Annotated in this window: 13 protein-coding genes; 7 read left to right on the forward strand and 6 right to left on the reverse strand. The window is 70.0% G+C overall.

Annotated features, from left to right (window positions below):
- On the forward strand, positions 1 to 1,686 hold the full coding sequence (gene mctP, locus ACTMTJ_RS02930; RefSeq protein WP_441214430.1) for a monocarboxylate uptake permease MctP: 1,686 nt from the start codon (positions 1 to 3) through the stop codon (positions 1,684 to 1,686).
- Positions 1,687 to 2,733: 1,047 nt separating this feature from the next.
- Here mctP and ACTMTJ_RS02935 read toward each other — a convergent pair.
- The 6 genes from ACTMTJ_RS02935 to ACTMTJ_RS02960 form a co-directional block, all read right to left on the reverse strand.
- A complete protein-coding gene (locus ACTMTJ_RS02935; protein ID WP_441214431.1) occupies positions 2,734 to 3,711 on the reverse strand; it encodes a pirin family protein in 978 nt (325 codons plus the stop codon).
- Positions 3,712 to 3,718: 7 nt separating this feature from the next.
- Complete coding sequence (locus ACTMTJ_RS02940) at positions 3,719 to 3,904, reverse strand: DUF6104 family protein (RefSeq protein ID WP_441214432.1); 186 nt, start codon at positions 3,902 to 3,904, stop codon at positions 3,719 to 3,721.
- A complete protein-coding gene (locus ACTMTJ_RS02945; protein WP_441214433.1) occupies positions 3,891 to 7,565 on the reverse strand; it encodes a multifunctional oxoglutarate decarboxylase/oxoglutarate dehydrogenase thiamine pyrophosphate-binding subunit/dihydrolipoyllysine-residue succinyltransferase subunit in 3,675 nt (1,224 codons plus the stop codon). The genes ACTMTJ_RS02940 and ACTMTJ_RS02945 overlap by 14 nt, the downstream gene beginning before the upstream one ends.
- Before the next feature lie 174 nt (positions 7,566 to 7,739).
- On the reverse strand, positions 7,740 to 8,582 hold the full coding sequence (locus tag ACTMTJ_RS02950; protein WP_441214434.1) for an ABC transporter permease subunit: 843 nt from the start codon (positions 8,580 to 8,582) through the stop codon (positions 7,740 to 7,742).
- Positions 8,579 to 9,490, reverse strand: coding sequence for an ABC transporter ATP-binding protein (locus ACTMTJ_RS02955; protein ID WP_441214435.1), 912 nt, complete (start codon positions 9,488 to 9,490; stop codon positions 8,579 to 8,581). The genes ACTMTJ_RS02950 and ACTMTJ_RS02955 overlap by 4 nt, the downstream gene beginning before the upstream one ends.
- Positions 9,491 to 9,684: 194 nt before the next feature.
- Positions 9,685 to 10,074 (reverse strand): DUF3052 domain-containing protein, encoded by a 390-nt coding sequence (locus ACTMTJ_RS02960; protein ID WP_441214436.1) that lies wholly within the window; start codon positions 10,072 to 10,074, stop codon positions 9,685 to 9,687.
- An 89-nt stretch (positions 10,075 to 10,163) separates the two neighbouring features.
- Between ACTMTJ_RS02960 and ACTMTJ_RS02965 the strand changes: the two genes are divergently transcribed.
- The 6 genes from ACTMTJ_RS02965 (at position 10,164) to ACTMTJ_RS02990 (ending at position 15,686) form a co-directional block, all read left to right on the forward strand.
- Positions 10,164 to 10,949 (forward strand): GNAT family N-acetyltransferase, encoded by a 786-nt coding sequence (locus ACTMTJ_RS02965; protein WP_441214437.1) that lies wholly within the window; start codon positions 10,164 to 10,166, stop codon positions 10,947 to 10,949.
- A complete protein-coding gene (locus ACTMTJ_RS02970) occupies positions 10,946 to 11,773 on the forward strand; it encodes a lysophospholipid acyltransferase family protein (RefSeq protein WP_441214438.1) in 828 nt (275 codons plus the stop codon). The genes ACTMTJ_RS02965 and ACTMTJ_RS02970 overlap by 4 nt, the downstream gene beginning before the upstream one ends.
- A 99-nt stretch (positions 11,774 to 11,872) precedes the next feature.
- Complete coding sequence (locus tag ACTMTJ_RS02975) at positions 11,873 to 12,718, forward strand: DUF4097 family beta strand repeat-containing protein (protein ID WP_441214439.1); 846 nt, start codon at positions 11,873 to 11,875, stop codon at positions 12,716 to 12,718.
- Positions 12,715 to 13,347: a PadR family transcriptional regulator gene (locus ACTMTJ_RS02980; protein WP_441214440.1), complete on the forward strand. Its 633-nt coding sequence runs from the start codon at positions 12,715 to 12,717 to the stop codon at positions 13,345 to 13,347. Before ACTMTJ_RS02975 ends, ACTMTJ_RS02980 begins: the two co-directional genes overlap by 4 nt.
- A gap of 69 nt (positions 13,348 to 13,416) precedes the next feature.
- Positions 13,417 to 14,121, forward strand: a complete 705-nt coding sequence (locus ACTMTJ_RS02985; RefSeq protein ID WP_441214441.1) for a response regulator transcription factor — start codon at positions 13,417 to 13,419, stop codon at positions 14,119 to 14,121.
- A 17-nt stretch (positions 14,122 to 14,138) separates the two neighbouring features.
- On the forward strand, positions 14,139 to 15,686 hold the full coding sequence (locus tag ACTMTJ_RS02990) for a sensor histidine kinase (protein ID WP_441214442.1): 1,548 nt from the start codon (positions 14,139 to 14,141) through the stop codon (positions 15,684 to 15,686).
- Positions 15,687 to 15,744 lie beyond the last annotated feature (58 nt).

Here is a 15,744-nt window from a genome sequence, read left to right on the forward strand (position 1 = left end):
ATGCCCAGCTTCGCCGACCACCAGGTCGAGTTCTGGATCTTCGCGTTCATGTTCGGCCTGGTCACGATCATGGGTTTCGCGGCCGCGCGCTGGCGCCGCCCGGACAACATCCACACGCTGGAGGAGTGGGGCCTCGGCGGCCGCGCGTTCGGCAACTGGGTGACGTTCTTCCTGCTCAGCGGCGACGTCTACACGGCGTACACGTTCGTCGCAGTACCCACGCTGGTCTTCGGCGTCGGGGCCTCCGGCTTCTTCCCGATGCCGTTCCTGGTGATCGTCTACCCGATGCTCTTCGTGGTGCTCGCCCGCTTCTGGTCGGTGTGCCACGTGCACGGGTTCGTGACGCCGGCCGAGTTCGTCCGGGCCCGCTTCGGGTCGAAGTTTCTGGCGCTGGCCATCGCGGTGACCGGCATCCTCGCCACGATGCCGTACATCGCGCTCCAGCTCATCGGCATCGAGGCGGTCTTCAAGGTGATGGGCCTGCCGGAGGGCTGGCCGCTCACCGCCGCGTTCATCGTGTTGGCGCTGTACACGTTCAACTCGGGGCTGCGCGCCCCCGCCCTCATCTCCATCGTCAAGGACGCGCTGGTGCTGTGGACGGTGCTGGCCGCGTTCCTGATCGTCGCCTCCCACTCCGGTGGCTGGGGCAGCGTCTTCCGGGTGGCCGAGGCGAAGTACGCCGCCTCGCCGAGCGGCACGGACGGCCTGCTGCTCGCGCACGGCACCGAGCTCAACTACGTCACGCTGGCGCTCGGCTCGGCGGTCGCCCTCTTCCTGTACCCGCACACGCTCACCGGCGTGCTCGCCTCGCGCAACCGGGCGACCCTGCGGCGCAACCTCTCCGTACTGCCCCTCTACACGCTGACGCTGGGCGTGCTGATGCTGGTCGGCTTCGCCGCGATCCTGAGCGACATCCAGCCGATCGGTGGCGACCGCAACACGGTCGTGCCGCTGTGGTTCGACGCCAACTTCCCGGACTGGAGCGCGGGCCTCGCGTTCGCGGCCATCGGCGTCGGCGCGATGGTGCCCGCCGCCATCATGTCGATCGCCGCGGCCAACCTCTTCACCCGCGACATCTACAAGGAGTTCATCCGCCCGCAGGCCACCGCCAAGGAGGAGACCTTCGTCAGCAAGGTGGCGTCGCTGGCGATGAAGTTCGGCGCGGTCATCTGCATCCTGATGCTCAACACCCAGTTCGCCATCGACCTTCAACTCATCGGTGGCGTCTTCGTGATGCAGACCCTCCCCGCGGTGGCGATCGGACTCTTCACCGCGTGGCTGCACCGGTGGGCGTTGATCGCCGGCATCTTCGCCGGGCTCGCGACCGGCCTGGCGATGCTCTACCAGATCCCGCAGCGCGGCGCGAACGGCGCGGTGCTCCGGGAACACTTCGGCGGTTCGGCATGGCCACTCAGCAACATCGGCATCGACACTGACAGCACCATCTACGTCGGCGTGGTGGCGCTGGCCGTCAACCTGCTGGTCGCCGCCCTCCTCACGCCGGTCCTGCGCGGCGGCGGCGCGCCGGACGGCACCGACCGGACCCGCGAACACGACTACGTGGCGGACGAGGGCGACCCCACGGTCCGCCGCATGACCGAGCTGATCGACGGCGAAAGCCTGCCCGAGGAGCCGGTGGCACCAGCCGCCGGGCGCCACTCCTTCACCCCCCTCCGCCGCCCCTGACCCGCGGTTGATCAGGGAGTCGGTGGGGGCCCGCCCACCACCAACTCCCTGATCAACTCCGCGCGGCCGCTACCCCCAATTCCAAAGCCGAAGATTCGAGCTACCGCGACGTCCGCCGTGGTCCCGACCGTCGCTCCCGCGGCCTCACCCTCTTCGGGTGTTTCCCCCTCGTGAGTGGCGGGAGGCATATTGCCCATGTCCACTGTCGGCTGTAGACCGCCGTTCCCGCCGGACACCGCGCAGGCCGGCGGCTCGCAGCGCTCGCCGACCTCCGGCCTCCACCGCCCGCCCGCGCCCCAAGCCCTCACTCTGCCCCAAGAGGGCAGCCCTCTTGGGCGTGAATTCCTAGCAGGGCTCCCGTATACCCGCCCAGGCGGTGACAGGGCTGCCCTCTTGGGAGCGGGGCGGGGTCTAGAGACCTTTAGGGGTCGGGCGCGCCGCTCGTCGTGGCATTGCGTCGAGGCGGATTTTCCCGCGTTCGCGTCAGCGGCGGGCCGTATGCTCCCGCGGGCACGGTTCCCGGCCGGCGGCTCGCCAGGGCTCGCCGACATCCCCGGCCGTCCACTGCCAGCTCCCGCGAGACAAGCCCCGGGGGTCTTTCGCGGGCAGTGGCAGACCTCAAACCCGCCACCCCTGACGCAGGGTAACCGGCCGGGGGTCGGGACTTCGAGATCTAGGAGACTTGGGGGCTGAAATGGCGCCCTAACTCTCCTAGATCTCGAATCTTTCACCGCGCACACCGTGGCAGCGGGTTACTCGCGGCGACGAAACTCCTGTTGCTCTCCCGGACTGCCGATCCGGGAACAGGCATTGTGGACAAACGTCGACCGCCGCGTGGCGTGCTCCATCACTCCGCCCCCCGGTTTCCTCCCCGCCGGTTGCACACACGGGTGAGCGTGACCAGCGGCGGACGGGTGAGGCCGCGGGAGCAGCGGTCCGGACCACGACGGACGTCGCGGTAGCTCAAATCTCTGTCTAAATAAGGGATTCAGTGGTCGAAGTCACCCCGACGCCGGGCGTAATCCACTGTGGACGAGGGCGGGCTGGCTAGTGGGTTTTGCCGTGGCGGTCGCGGGATTTCAGGCGGGTGGTGGGCATCGTGGGGGCGGGGAGGCGTTCGCCGGCGTAGCCGTGGACCTCGCCGAAGCGGGGTGACGCGGCCGACCACTCCGCGCGGGCCGCGACGATGTCCTCGTGGGTGCGGCCTACGAAGTTCCACCACATGACCAGCGGCTCTTCGAACGGTTCGCCGCCGAGCAGGAACAGGCGTGTCTCGCCGGCGGCGCCCAGCGTCAGCGTCTCGTGGCCGCTGCCGAGGTAGAGCAGCGCGCCGGGGTCGAGCGGGGTGTCGCCGACCTGGGCGGTGCCGGTGAGCGTGATCGCCGCGTACTCGAAATCGGGCCGGAGGGGGAGCGTGACCTTGGCTCCGCCGGCCAGCGCGACGTCGGCGCCGAAGAGCGGGGTGTGTACCTGGGCCGGTGAGCGCAGCTCGCCGAGCTCGCCGACCACGACGGTGATCGTGGCGCCCTCCGCGCGGAGCATGGGCATCGCCGGGTGGTGTTCGAACCGTGCCGCGCCGGCTCGGGCGTCCTCCGGCAGGGCCACCCACAGCTGTAGCCCGTGCATGCTGGGCGGGTGGCCGGGCGGCGACTCCTCGGAGTGTGCGATGCCGTGGCCGGAGGTCATCAGGTTGAGCTGGCCGGGCACGATCGTCTGGAGGCTGTCCAGGCTGTCGCGGTGGAGCACCTCGCCGTCGAGCAGCCACGTCACGGTTTGCAGGCCGGTGTGCGGGTGCGGCGGCACCTGCATGCCCGGCCCGCTGCCGATGTCTTCCGGGCCGAAGTGGTCGGCGAAGCACCAGGCGCCGACCATGCGGCGCTCGCGGTGCGGGAGCAGGCGCCGGACCACCGTGTACTTGCCGATGGGCACGTCGTGGCCGGGCAGCATCACGCTGGTCGGCGCCTCGATCACCGTCGCGGTGCCGCCGCATAGGGTCTCCTGCGGCTCGGCCTCCAGGTTGCTCATGATGGGCCTACTCGTCGTCGAGATCGTCGTCGTCCAGGCGGGCCAGCCAGGTGGCGAAGCGCTCGATCGGCGTCTCGAACTCCGGGTGGAGGTCGATGAAGTCGCGCAGCCGCTCGGCGACCCACTCCAGCGTCACGGACTCGTCGCCGCGCCGCTCGGCCAGCTCTTCGAGGCCCCGGTCAGTGAAGTACATGGAGGGCGACCTCCATCAGGGCCGCCTGCTCGCCCTCGTGCAGCCGGGCCGAGCCGACCGCCGGTGCGGCCGCCGCCGGGCGGGAGATCCGCCGCATGCGCACGCCCTCGAGGTGCTCCAGCAGGTTGAGCGCGATGAACGAGTAGGCACCCTGGTTGGCCGGCTCCTCCTGCACCCAGGCGAAGTCTTCCGCGTTCGGGAACGACGACAGGGCGGCCCTGATCTCCTCGATCGGCAGCGGGTAGAGCTGCTCCATCCGGATGATCGCGGTGTCGGTGACCTTGCGCTCGGCGCGCGCCTGGAACAGGTCGTAGTAGACCTTGCCGGTGCAGAGCAGTACCCGCTTGACCTGCTCGGCCGGTGGCGCGCCCGGGTCGCTCAGCACCGGCTGGAACGTGCCGGTGGTGAAGTCTTCGACCGAGGAGACCGCGAGGCGGTGGCGCAGCAGCGACTTTGGCGTGAAGACCACGAGCGGCTTGCGCTTGGGCGACAGGCCCTGCCGGCGCAGCAGGTGGAAGTAGTTGGCCGGGGTGGTCGGGATGGCCACCCGCATGTTGTCTTCCGCGCAGAGCTGGAGGTAGCGCTCGGGCCGGCCAGAGGTGTGGTCGGGGCCCTGGCCCTCGTGGCCGTGCGGCAGCAGCAGCGTCAGCGACGACTGCTGGCCCCACTTGACCTCGCCCGAGGAGATGAACTCGTCGACCACCGACTGCGCGCCGTTGGCGAAGTCGCCGAACTGCGCCTCCCACAGCACGAGCGCCTCGGTGTTTTCCACCGAGTAGCCGTACTCGAAGCCCATCGCGGCGAACTCGGACAGCAGCGAGTCGTGCACGAAGAACCGGGCGCGATCCTGGGCCAGCGCGGAGAGCGGCAGGTAGTCCTTGCCGGTGCGGGCGTCCACAATGGACGCGTGCCGCTGCACGAACGTGCCCCGGCGGCTGTCCTGGCCGGCGAGGCGGACGGTCACGCCGTCGTGTAGCAGCGCGCCGAACGCGATGATCTCGCCGAAGCCCCAGTCGATCGTGCCCTCGACGGACATCTTGGCCCGGCGGTCGAGCAGCTGCTGGATCCGCTTGTGCGGCGTGAAGCCCTCGGGCAGCTCGACGTGTGCGTCGCCGACCGCCTTGACCATCGCGGCGTCGACCGCCGTGTCGACCTTGGGCTCCGGCTCGGGCTGCCGGCTGCGGCTCGGGCGGGTCTCGGTCATGGCCGCGTCGCGGGTCGCCTTGAAGACCTGCTCCAGCTGGGACTGGTAGTCGCGGAGCAGCTCTTCGGCGTCGGTCACCGTGATGTCGCCGCGGCCGATCAGCTCCTCGGTGTAGAGCTTTCGCACCGAGCGCTTCTTGTCGATGATCGCGTACATGAGCGGGTTGGTCATCGAGGGGTCGTCGCCCTCGTTGTGGCCGCGCCGCCGGTAGCAGACAAGGTCGATCACGACGTCCTTGTTGAACGCCTGGCGGTACTCGAACGCGAGCCGGGCCACCCGCACGACGGCCTCGGGGTCGTCGCCGTTGACGTGGAAGATCGGCGCCTGGATCATCCGGGCCACGTCGGTGGAGTAGAGCGAGGAGCGGCTGTACTCGGGGGCGGTGGTGAAGCCGACCTGGTTGTTGACCACCACGTGCACCGAGCCACCCGTGCGGTAGCCGCGCAGCTGGGAGAGGTTGAGCGTCTCGGCCACCACACCCTGGCCGGCGAACGCGGCGTCGCCGTGCACCGCCAGCGGCAGCACGGTGTAGCCCTCCAGCTTGAGGTCGATCCGGTCCTGTTTGGCCCGGACGATGCCCTCCATCACCGGGTCGACGGCCTCGAGGTGTGACGGGTTGGCGGTCACCGAAACCGTGATCGCGTGCTCGCCGTCGGGCGTGGTGAACTTGCCGACCTGGCCCAGGTGGTACTTCACGTCGCCGGAGCCGTGCGCACTCTTGGGGTCGATGTGCCCCTCGAACTCGGAGAAGATCTTCTCGTACGGCTTGCCGACGATGTTGGCCAGCACGTTGAGCCGGCCGCGGTGGGCCATGCCGATGACGACCTCGTCGAGCTCGGCCTCGGCCGACGCTTGCAGCACCTCGTCGAGCAGCGGGATCAGCGACTCGGCGCCCTCCAGCGAGAAGCGCTTCTGCCCGACGTACTTGGTCTGGAGGAAGGTCTCGAACGCCTCGGCCGCGTTGAGGCGGTTGAGGATGTGCTTTTGTTCGTCCGCGTCCGGCTTCTCGTACTTGAGCTCGATCCGCTCCTGGATCCAGCGCCGCTCCTCCGGGTCCTGGATGTGCATGTACTCGACGCCGACGCGGCGGCAGTAGGAGTCGCGCAGCACGCCGAGGATCTCGCGCAGCTTCATCCGCTGCTTGCCGGCGAAGCCGGCGACCGGGAACGAGCGGTCGAGGTCCCACAGGGTGAGGCCGTGCTCCAGCACGTCGAGATCCGGGTGCTTGCGGATCTGGAACTCCAGCGGGTCGGTGTCGGCCATGAGGTGGCCGCGCACCCGGTACGCGTGGATCAGCTCGTGCACCCGGGCGGTCTTGTTGATCTGGCCCTCGGAGGTCGCCTGCACGTCGCGCACCCAGCGCACCGGCTCGTACGGCAGGCGGAGCGAGGTGAAGATCTCGTCGTAGAAGCCGTGCTCGCCGAGCAGCAGCTCGTGTACGAGCTTGAGGAACTCGCCGGACTGCGCGCCCTGGATGATCCGGTGGTCGTACGTGCTGGTCAGCGTGATGATCTTGCTGACCGCGAGGTCGGCGAGCGTCTCCTCGGACATGCCCGAGTACGGCGCGGGGTACTCCATCGCGCCGACGCCGATGATCGCGCCCTGCCCGGTCATCAGCCGCGGCATCGAGTGCACGGTGCCGATGCCACCCGGGTTGGTCAGCGAGATCGTGGTGCCGGAGTAGTCCTCCATGGTCAGCTCGTTGCGGCGGGCCCGCCGGACCACGTCCTCGTACGCCTGCCAGAACCCGCGGAAGTCCATCTGCTCGCAGCCCTTGATGCTCGGCACGACGAGCGTGCGCGAGCCGTCGGCTTTGGCGAGGTCGATCGCGATGCCCAGGTTGACGTGGGCCGGCTCGACGAGCGCCGGCTTGCCGCCGACCTCGGCGTACGAGTTGTTCATCTCCGGGTGCGTGCCGAGTGCCTTCACCAGCGCGTACCCGATCAGGTGGGTGAAGCTGACCTTGCCGCCGCGACCGCGCGCGAGGTGATTGTTGATCACGATGCGGTTGTCGACGAGCAGCTTGGCGGGGACGGCCCGGACGCTCGTGGCGGTGGGGACGGCGAGCGAGGCATCCATGTTTTGCACGATGCGGGCGGCGACGCCGCGCAGCGTGGTGGTCTTCGCGTCGGCGGGCACGGCGGTGGCCTGCTTGGCCGGCTGCTTCGGCGTCTCCTTGGGGGCGGCCTTCGCGGTCGTCTTCGCCGCGGTGCCCACGGCGGCCTTGGCCTCCGCGCTCGGCTTCGCGCCGTCGGCGGCGGGCTTGGCGGGGGCGGTGGACTCGGGGGCGGTCGCCTGCGCCGGGGTCTCCGGCTTGTAGTCGGCGAAGAAGTCGTGCCAGGCGGGGTCTACGCTGGCCGGATCGGCGAGGTAGCGCTGGTACATCTCCTCGACGATCCACTCGTTGGGGCCGAAGCCCGCCAGCGGGTTGTCCTGCGATGCCTGTTGGGTCGACACGGCCGGTAATCGCCTCTTTCACGCGGTGGACGCCTGGGGCGGAAGTCAGAAGACGGCATCAAGGCTACGCCGTGCGTATACCAGCTGTGTGAGTGCGGTCTGCCCGTGTCGTGATTCACAAATGCCACAAGAGGCGCGGGGCGCCCCGCCGATCACGGAGCGCCCCGATCGTAACTACGAGATGTCCCGCGTACGGGTGATGAGCGTGCCGATCGTGCCCGTGACGACGGCCCAGGCGACCAGGACGACGGCGCCGACCCAGAACTCCGGCTGGCCCGGGATGTTTCTGCCGGCGACCATCAGGCCGGACGCGATCGAGGGCAGGCCGTACTGAAGGTCGTCGAACCAGTCCCAGTCGAGCCAGTTGGCGATCAGCTGGAAGAAGATGCCGACGGCGAGCGTGCCGATCACATAGAGCACCACGGCCGTGACCGTGGCGCCGATCTGGCTGCGGATCAGCACGCCGAAGCCGACACCCAGGGTCCCCCACAGGAGGTACGCCACGAGGTTGAGCAGGATCGCCCTGGTGACCGGCCAGTCGCCGAAGTGGTTGGAGACGTGCTCGGTGCTCAGGAAGATCATCGTGGCCGGGATGTTGATCGCCGTGGTGATCAGCCAGAAGAAGGCACCGGTCAGCGCCGCGACCGCCAGCTTGGCCAGGATGACCGAGGTGCGGTGCGGTGTGGTCAGGAACGTCGTGGTCACCGTCTGGTGGTGGAACTCGTTCGTGATCAGCACGATCCCGACGAGCATGACGAAGAGCAGACCGAAGAACTGGCCCGAGGTGTACAGGTTGGCGGCCTGGTAGACCACGTCGCGGGTCGCTTCGAACTGGGCCGCCTCCTCGGCCGAGAGCCCTTCCGTCGAGGTCTCGGAGAGCGTGAAGTGCGCGCCCAGCGCGTTGAAGAAGAAGGCGAGCGCCAGCATGCCGAACGCGCCGAGGCCGAAAAGCCACCACGCGTTCGTCGTCCGGAGCTTGATGAACTCGCTCCGCACCAGGTTGAGAGCGTGGCTCATCGGATGGCCGCCTTTCCCGCGGTGAGCTCTAGGAACACGCGTTCCAGGTCGGGTCGCTCGAGGGTGAGCTCGTGCAGCTCGACGCCGGCCTTGAGGGCGGCCCGCCCCACACCCGGCGCGTCGATGCCGGCGACCAGCAGGGCGCCCTCGCCGTTCGGAGTGACGGTGGCGTTGAGCGCGGTGAGCGCGGCGGTCAGCTCCTCCGCCTGCGGCGTGCGCACACGCACCTGAGCACTGTGCGACATCGAGTCCATCACCTGGTCGACCGTGCCCTGGCGGACCAGCTTGCCGGCCGCGATGATCACCAGGTCGTCGGCGAGCAGCTGCATCTCGGAGAGCAGGTGGCTGGAGACCAGGACGGTGCGGCCGTTGGACGCGAGCGCCTTGAGCAGGTCACGCATCCACCGGATGCCCTCGGGGTCGAGCCCGTTCGCCGGCTCGTCGAGCACCAGCACCTGCGGGTCGCCGAGCAACGCCGCCGCGATGCCCAGCCGCTGGCGCATGCCGAGGGAGTAACCCTTGAACTTGCGCTTGGCGGCCGGCGTGAGGCCGACCATGGCCAGCGCCTCGTCCGCCCGCTTGCGGGGGAGTCCGGCGGCGGCGCAGATCATCCGTAGGTGGTTTATGCCTGTGCGTCCTTTGTGCGCGCTGGACGCCTCCAGCACCGCGCCCACGGTGCGGAGCGGGTCCTTCAAGTCGGCGTACCGCTGACCGCCGATCGTGGCCGTGCCGGCGGTGGGCGTGACAAGGTTGAGCAGCATGCGCAGCGTCGTCGTCTTGCCCGCGCCGTTGGGGCCGAGGAAGCCCGTCACCCGGCCGGGCTGGACGGTAAACGACAAGTTGTCGACCGCTCTGACGTTTTTGTAATGTTTCGTCAGCCCGGACACGACAATCTGTCCGTTAGACATCTCTCTCCTCCCGTGGACACGGCACGAAGCCCGCGCCGCGCGCACACAGGGTGACGGGTGTGAAGAGGATTTTCAATCCCGCCGCGTCGTCTGGAGATCCGTCCACGTCGTGTTCACCTGTCGCGACGCCTTCTTGAAGGGATTTGGAGGATTTTCCGCGGACGCGGGTAAATCTGCCTAAAAGAACCTCGAGGCTAGCGGTCAGCGGTGCGGATGACGTGCTTCAGCCCGGACCAGGTGTCGTCGATCGCGCACACCTTGACGTCGACCCGCCCGTTGCTCAGCGCGTAGTCGCGGATCGCGTTTTCGCCCAGGTCGGTGGGCACGCCCGAGGAGCGCTTGGGCCAGGCGATCCAGAGCGCGCCGGCCGGCGTCGTGAGCGGGTGCAGCACCGGCCAGCGGGCGGCCAGGCGCGCGTGGTCGAGGCAGAAACAGAGGATCACGTCGTACGGCCCGGCGCCGGGCTTTTCGTCGGGGTCGACCCCCTCGATCACGAACCCGTCTGGCGCGCCGTCGAACAGCACCCGCGAGTCGGCGTTGATCCCCAGCTTGCGGGCCAGTGGGGTCGCTGAGTAGCCGGCCACACGCACACGGTCTCACATTCCAGATAAGCGCCACGCGCGAGACACACTCGGGATACTCGCTGATCACCGTGGATGCCTACACAGAAAGCATGGCTGTACTCCTCACCAGCGCCGCATCCGCGGGGTCCACCGGCACCAGCGGATACTCGCTGCTGATCGCCGATGACGGAGCGGAGGTCGCCGCCGCACAGCGGCTGCGCTACGACGTCTTCGCCGCGGAACTGGGCGCCAACCTGCCCACCGCTGACTCAGGGCTCGACGCCGACGAGTTCGACGAGTTCTGTGACCACCTCATCGTGCGCGAGGACTCGACCGGCGCGGTGGTCGGCACGTACCGGATGCTCCCGCCCCAGGCCGCCGCCCGCGCCGGCCGCCGGTACTCCGACACCGAGTTCGAGATGAGCGCGCTCAGCCCGCTGCGCGACCACCTTGTGGAGACCGGGCGCTCGTGCGTGCACCCGGACCACCGCAGCGGCGCCGTGATCAACCTGATGTGGGCCGGCATCGCCCGGTACCTGCACCTCAAGAACCTGCGCTGGCTGGGCGGCTGCGCCTCGGTGCCGCTCGCGGAAGGGCCGCAGACAGTCGCCGGCGTATGGGACCTGGCCCGCGCCAAGCACATGTCGCCGCCCGCGCTGCGGGTCCGGCCGCGCCGCCCGTGGCTGGCCGAGCCGGGTGCCGCCGAGGCGGTCGCCGCACACACCGGTCGGGCCGCCGTCCCGCCCCTGCTCCGCGGCTACCTGCGGCTGGGCGCGTGGATCTGCGGCGAGCCGGCGTACGACCCGGACTTCGCGGTCGCCGACCTGTACGTGCTGCTCTCGCTCGACCGGGTCGACCCCCGCTACCTGAAGCATTTCCTTGGGGACAGCGCATGACCACCATGAGCACGCTTTGGCAGCCGCGATCGGACTGCGGGCCGGAGTGCCTGCCCGGCCCGGAGGCGAGCGCGCGCGTCTCGCGCGTGCGACAGGTGGCCCGCTTCTTCGCGCTCATCGGGGCACTGGTCGGCGGGGTGGCCTTGCTGCCGGTACTCCCTCTGATGAATTCGCGTGGACGCCGCGCCGCCGGACGGGCCTGGGCCCGGTCGATCCTGGCGGCCCTGGAGGTCCGGCTGGTCACCAAGGGCCGGCTGCCCGCGGAGAAGGCGCTGCTGGTGGCCAACCACATCTCGTGGCTGGACATCATCGCGGTGCTCGCGGTGGCGCCGGCCCAGATGCTGGCCAAGCACGACGTGCGGGCCTGGCCGGTGATCGGCCGGCTGGCCGCGTCGGCCGGCACGATCTTCGTGGACCGCACGCGGCCGCGGGCCCTGCCTGGCACGGTGGCCGAGGTGACCGCGGCGCTGCGCGGTGGCGGGGTGGTCGCGGTCTTTCCGGAGGGTACGACCTGGTGCGGCGCGATGGCCGGGCACTTCCGGCCGGCGATGTTCCAGGCGGCGCTCGACGCCGGCGCCCAGGTGGTGCCGGTGGCGATCAACTACGGCGAGCGGCCTACCACGGTCGCCTTCCTCGGTGAGGACAGCCTCTGGGTGTCGCTGCGCCGGGTGCTGGCCGTGCGGCGGCTTGTCGTGTCGGTGACCGCGACGCCCGCGCTGCACCCGGAGGCGGTGGCGACCCGGCGGCAGCTGGCCCGCGTGGCCGAGGCCGCGGTGCGCACCGAGGGCCCGGTCTACCAGGGTGCGATGGGCCTGGCGGCATAGCTTCCCTGATCAGGGCGCCTCTTCCGGTGGAAGGGGCGCCCTGCTTGTGTCGCGACAGGGCTCTGGCATATCGCGATGTATCGCGTTAGGCTCGGCGCCATGCCCACCTGGACTGTCGAAGCTCCGCAGCGGCTCACCTTCGACGAGCCGGTCTCGCGCCTCGACGTACATCTTGTATCCGGCCGGCTCAACGTGGTCGGCACCGACGGTCCCGCGCGTGTGGAGATCGCCGACGCGGGCCGCAAGCCGATCATCGTGGAGGAGGTTGGCGGCCGGCTCTCGGTGCGGCACGAGCGGATGTTCAAGTGGCCCGGCTTCCTCCGCTGGCTGTTCTACTTCCGCCGGGAGCACCGGGTCGACGTCTCGGTCGCCGTCCCGGTCGACGTCCGCGCCGCCCTCCACCTCGTCGACGGCACGGTGATCGCCTCGGGCCTGCGCCGGGAAACGCACGTCGACGTGACCTCGGGCCGCATCACGCTGATGGGCCTCGGCGGTCGCACCGTCGCCAAGCTCGTCTCGGGGCCGGTCGAGGCGCTCGGCGTCGCCGACGACCTGACCATGGAGACGGTCTCCGGCGAGCTGATCCTGGCCGACAGCCCGGCCGAGCGCGTGCACGCCCGCACCGTCTCCGGCTCGATCACGTGCGACCTCGACAACCCGCGGCGCAGCGAGATCCGGCTCGGCAGCACGTCGGGCAGCGTGACCGTGCGGGTGCGGGAAGACAGCGATCTCGCCGTCCACCTGCACACCACATCCGGGCGGATCACCAGCGCCTTTCCCGAGCTGCGCTCCGGCGAGGGCGCGCCGTGGTCAAAGGACGCGGAGGGTGTACTCGGCGCGGGCGAGGGCAAGCTGTGGGCGAGCACCACGTCCGGCAGCATCGCGCTGCTCTCCAGACCCGCGCCCGACCTGGACGACGCCGAGCCCGAGGACGCCGCGACATGACCGCCGTATTCAGCCACGGGCGGCTGCGGCTCTATCTGCTCAAACTGCTCGACGAGGGCCCCAAGCACGGATACGAGCTGATCCGGCTGCTGGAAAACCGCTTCCTGGGCTTGTACGCGCCGAGTGCCGGCACGATCTACCCCCGGCTCCAGCGGATGGAGGCGGAAGGGCTCGTGTCGCACACCGCGTCGGGTGGCCGGAAGGTGTACGAGATCACCGACGCCGGCCGCGCCGAGCTGCGCCAGCGGGCGGGCGAGCTGGCCGCGCTGGAGTCGGACATCCGCGCCTCGGTGGAAGACCTCGCGACGCTCGCCAACGAGATCCAGGACGAGGTGCGCGGTTCCGTGCGCGACTTGAAGCGGGAGCTCAACCAGGCGACCCGGGAGACCCGGCGGGGCGGCGGGCGGGAGTACCACTGGGAGTTTCAGTGGGGCGGCGCCAACTCGTCCGCCCGTGGCGGCGCGGCCTCGGGTGAAGCGCTCGACGAGCTGGAGCGGCGCATCGAGGCGTTCGCGGCGGAGGTGCGGCAGCTGGTGCGCAACGCGCGGCTCACCGAGGGCCAGGCGCGGACGGCCGCGCGGGTGCTCGACGCCTCGCTGGTCACGCTCCGCCGTCTATTCCGGAGCTGACGGTTACTCTCAGGTTCTTCTCAGCCACTCCCCAGTCACGGCCCAGCGCCACGGGGAATGATGTCTGCTATGGCCGCACCGCAGACTGAGGCGAGACTGCTCGTCGTCGAGGACGATCCAAACATCCTCGAGCTGCTCTCCGCCAGCCTGCGCTTCGCCGGTTTCGACGTCTCGACCGCGACAAGTGGCAGCGCGGCGGTCAACGCCGCGAAGGATCGGCGTCCCGACCTGGTCGTGCTCGACGTCATGCTTCCCGACCTCGACGGGTTCGAGGTCATCCGGCTGATGCGCGAGAGTGGCACGCGTACTCCGGTGGTGTTCCTCACCGCCCGTGACGCCACCGACGACAAGATCCGCGGGCTCACGCTCGGCGGCGACGACTACGTCACCAAGCCGTTCAGCCTCGAGGAGCTGACCGCCCGCATCCGGGCCGTGCTCCGCCGCACCACCGCCGGCGAGCAGTCGCCCTCCCGCCTCACCTTCGCCGACCTCGAGCTCGACGAGGAGACGCACGAGGTCTACCGTGCCGGCCAGCGCATCCAGCTCTCGCCGACCGAGTTCAAGCTGCTGCGCTACCTGATGCTCAATGCCAACCGCGTGCTTTCCAAGGCGCAGATCCTCGACCACGTGTGGAATTACGACTTCCGCGGCGATGACAACATCGTGGAGTCATACATTTCTTACCTGCGGCGCAAGGTCGACACGACCCAGCCGCGTCTGATCCACACCCTGCGTGGCGTGGGGTACGTCTTGCGAAAGCCGGCGGCGACCTGACCGGTCGGTGGGCGGCCATGATGAAGTTCGTCCGGCGCGTCCCGCTCCGCGTCAAGCTTGTGACCTCCGTCCTCGTCCTGGTCGGCGCGGCGCTCCTCGTGATCAGCATTGGCAGCGCGTTCGCCCTGCGCAGCTACCTGATCGACAAGGTCGACAGCGAGCTGACCTCACTCACCGAGGCCGCCAAGGCGTCGCTGATGAGCGGGGAGAAGGTGTACGTCGGCATCTCCGCCGATGTCCTCGTGGTGACCGCCACGCCCGACGGCGTCGAGTGGCCGCCGGTCAACTCCCGCCTCATCAAGACCAACCAGCTGCCCAAGCTGCCGACCGACTACGCCGGCTTCCGTGAGCACCTCGGCGAGCCGTACACGGTGAAGGCCAGCGACCAGCGGGTGCGGTGGCGGGTGCAGCTCACCCAGCTCCCCAACGGCTGGGTGATGGCCGTGGCGCAGAGCCTCGTCGACGTCGACGAGGCCGTCACCCGGCTGATCTGGGTCGACGCGCTGGTCGGCGGCGCGGTGCTGATCCTGCTGGCCACCGTCGGCGCGGCGATCGTCCGCAGCAGCCTCGGGCCACTCAACGAGATCGAGCGCACCGCCGCGGCGATCGCCGGCGGTGATCTCACCCGCCGCGTGCCCGACCCCGAGCCGGGGGAGGAGGAGCCGCAGACCGAGCTCGGCCGCCTCTCCCGCGCGCTCAACGCGATGCTGGCGCAGATCGAGACCGCGTTCACCGCCCGCGCCGACTCGGAGTCGGCCGCGCGAGCGGCGGAGTCGGCCGCCCGCGACGCGGCGTTCGCGGCCCAGGCGTCCGAGGCGCGGGCCCGCCGCTCCGAGGAGCGGATGCGGCAGTTCGTCGCGGACGCCTCGCACGAGCTGCGTACCCCGCTGACCACGATCCGCGGCTTCGCCGAGCTCTACCGACAGGGTGCCGCGAGCTCGCCGGAAGACGTCGCGCGGCTGGTCCGCCGGATCGAAGACGAGGCGTCCCGGATGGGCCTGCTCGTCCAGGACCTGCTGCTGCTCGCCCGGCTCGACCGCGAGCGCCCGGTGGAGCTGGCCCCGGTGGAGCTGCCCGTGCTGGCCGCCGACGCCGTGCAGGCCGCCCGCGCCATGGCGCCCGACCGGGAGATCCACCTGGAGGTCACCTCCGGCCCTGGGCAGCTCGTCGTGCTCGGCGACGACGCGCGGCTCCGCCAGGTGATCGGCAACCTCATGACCAACGCGCTCACCCACACCCCCACCGACGCCTCGGTCACCCTGCGCCTGCACCCCGAGCCGACCGAGGGCGGGCCGGGCGAGGCCGTGGTCGAGGTCGTGGACACCGGTCCCGGCCTCTCGGCCGAGCAGTCCGAGCGGGTGTTCGAGCGCTTCTACCGGGCGGACGCCGCGCGCACCCGGCGGGCCGACGGCGCCACCGGCAGCGGGCTGGGCCTCGCGATCGTGGCCGCGCTTGTCGCCGCGCACAACGGCACGGTCGAGGTCGACTCCGCGCCGGGTAAGGGCGCCACCTTCCGGGTACGACTCCCGTTGGCGCCGGAAGAGGTCGAAGCGCTCGCGACGTAGCGCGGTGACCGCTCGACCGTTCGTGATTCACAGGGAATCTTCAGTGCCGTTTCAGGAG

This window comes from Phytohabitans sp. LJ34 (assembly GCF_052068095.1).
Taxonomy (GTDB): Bacteria; Actinomycetota; Actinomycetes; order Mycobacteriales; family Micromonosporaceae; genus Phytohabitans.

What these genes read in the sequence shown, in the direction of transcription:
- mctP (WP_441214430.1), top strand. Translation starts at nt 1, where the DNA reads ATGCCCAGCTTCGCCGACCACCAGGTCGAGTTCTGGATCTTCGCGTTC.
- ACTMTJ_RS02935 (WP_441214431.1), bottom strand. Translation starts at nt 3,711, where the DNA reads ATGAGCAACCTGGAGGCCGAGCCGCAGGAGACCCTATGCGGCGGCACC.
- ACTMTJ_RS02940 (WP_441214432.1), bottom strand. Translation starts at nt 3,904, where the DNA reads ATGTACTTCACTGACCGGGGCCTCGAAGAGCTGGCCGAGCGGCGCGGC.
- ACTMTJ_RS02950 (WP_441214434.1), bottom strand. Translation starts at nt 8,582, where the DNA reads ATGAGCCACGCTCTCAACCTGGTGCGGAGCGAGTTCATCAAGCTCCGG.
- ACTMTJ_RS02955 (WP_441214435.1), bottom strand. Translation starts at nt 9,490, where the DNA reads ATGTCTAACGGACAGATTGTCGTGTCCGGGCTGACGAAACATTACAAA.
- ACTMTJ_RS02965 (WP_441214437.1), top strand. Translation starts at nt 10,164, where the DNA reads ATGGCTGTACTCCTCACCAGCGCCGCATCCGCGGGGTCCACCGGCACC.
- ACTMTJ_RS02970 (WP_441214438.1), top strand. Translation starts at nt 10,946, where the DNA reads ATGACCACCATGAGCACGCTTTGGCAGCCGCGATCGGACTGCGGGCCG.
- ACTMTJ_RS02975 (WP_441214439.1), top strand. Translation starts at nt 11,873, where the DNA reads ATGCCCACCTGGACTGTCGAAGCTCCGCAGCGGCTCACCTTCGACGAG.
- ACTMTJ_RS02980 (WP_441214440.1), top strand. Translation starts at nt 12,715, where the DNA reads ATGACCGCCGTATTCAGCCACGGGCGGCTGCGGCTCTATCTGCTCAAA.
- ACTMTJ_RS02985 (WP_441214441.1), top strand. Translation starts at nt 13,417, where the DNA reads ATGGCCGCACCGCAGACTGAGGCGAGACTGCTCGTCGTCGAGGACGAT.
- ACTMTJ_RS02990 (WP_441214442.1), top strand. Translation starts at nt 14,139, where the DNA reads ATGATGAAGTTCGTCCGGCGCGTCCCGCTCCGCGTCAAGCTTGTGACC.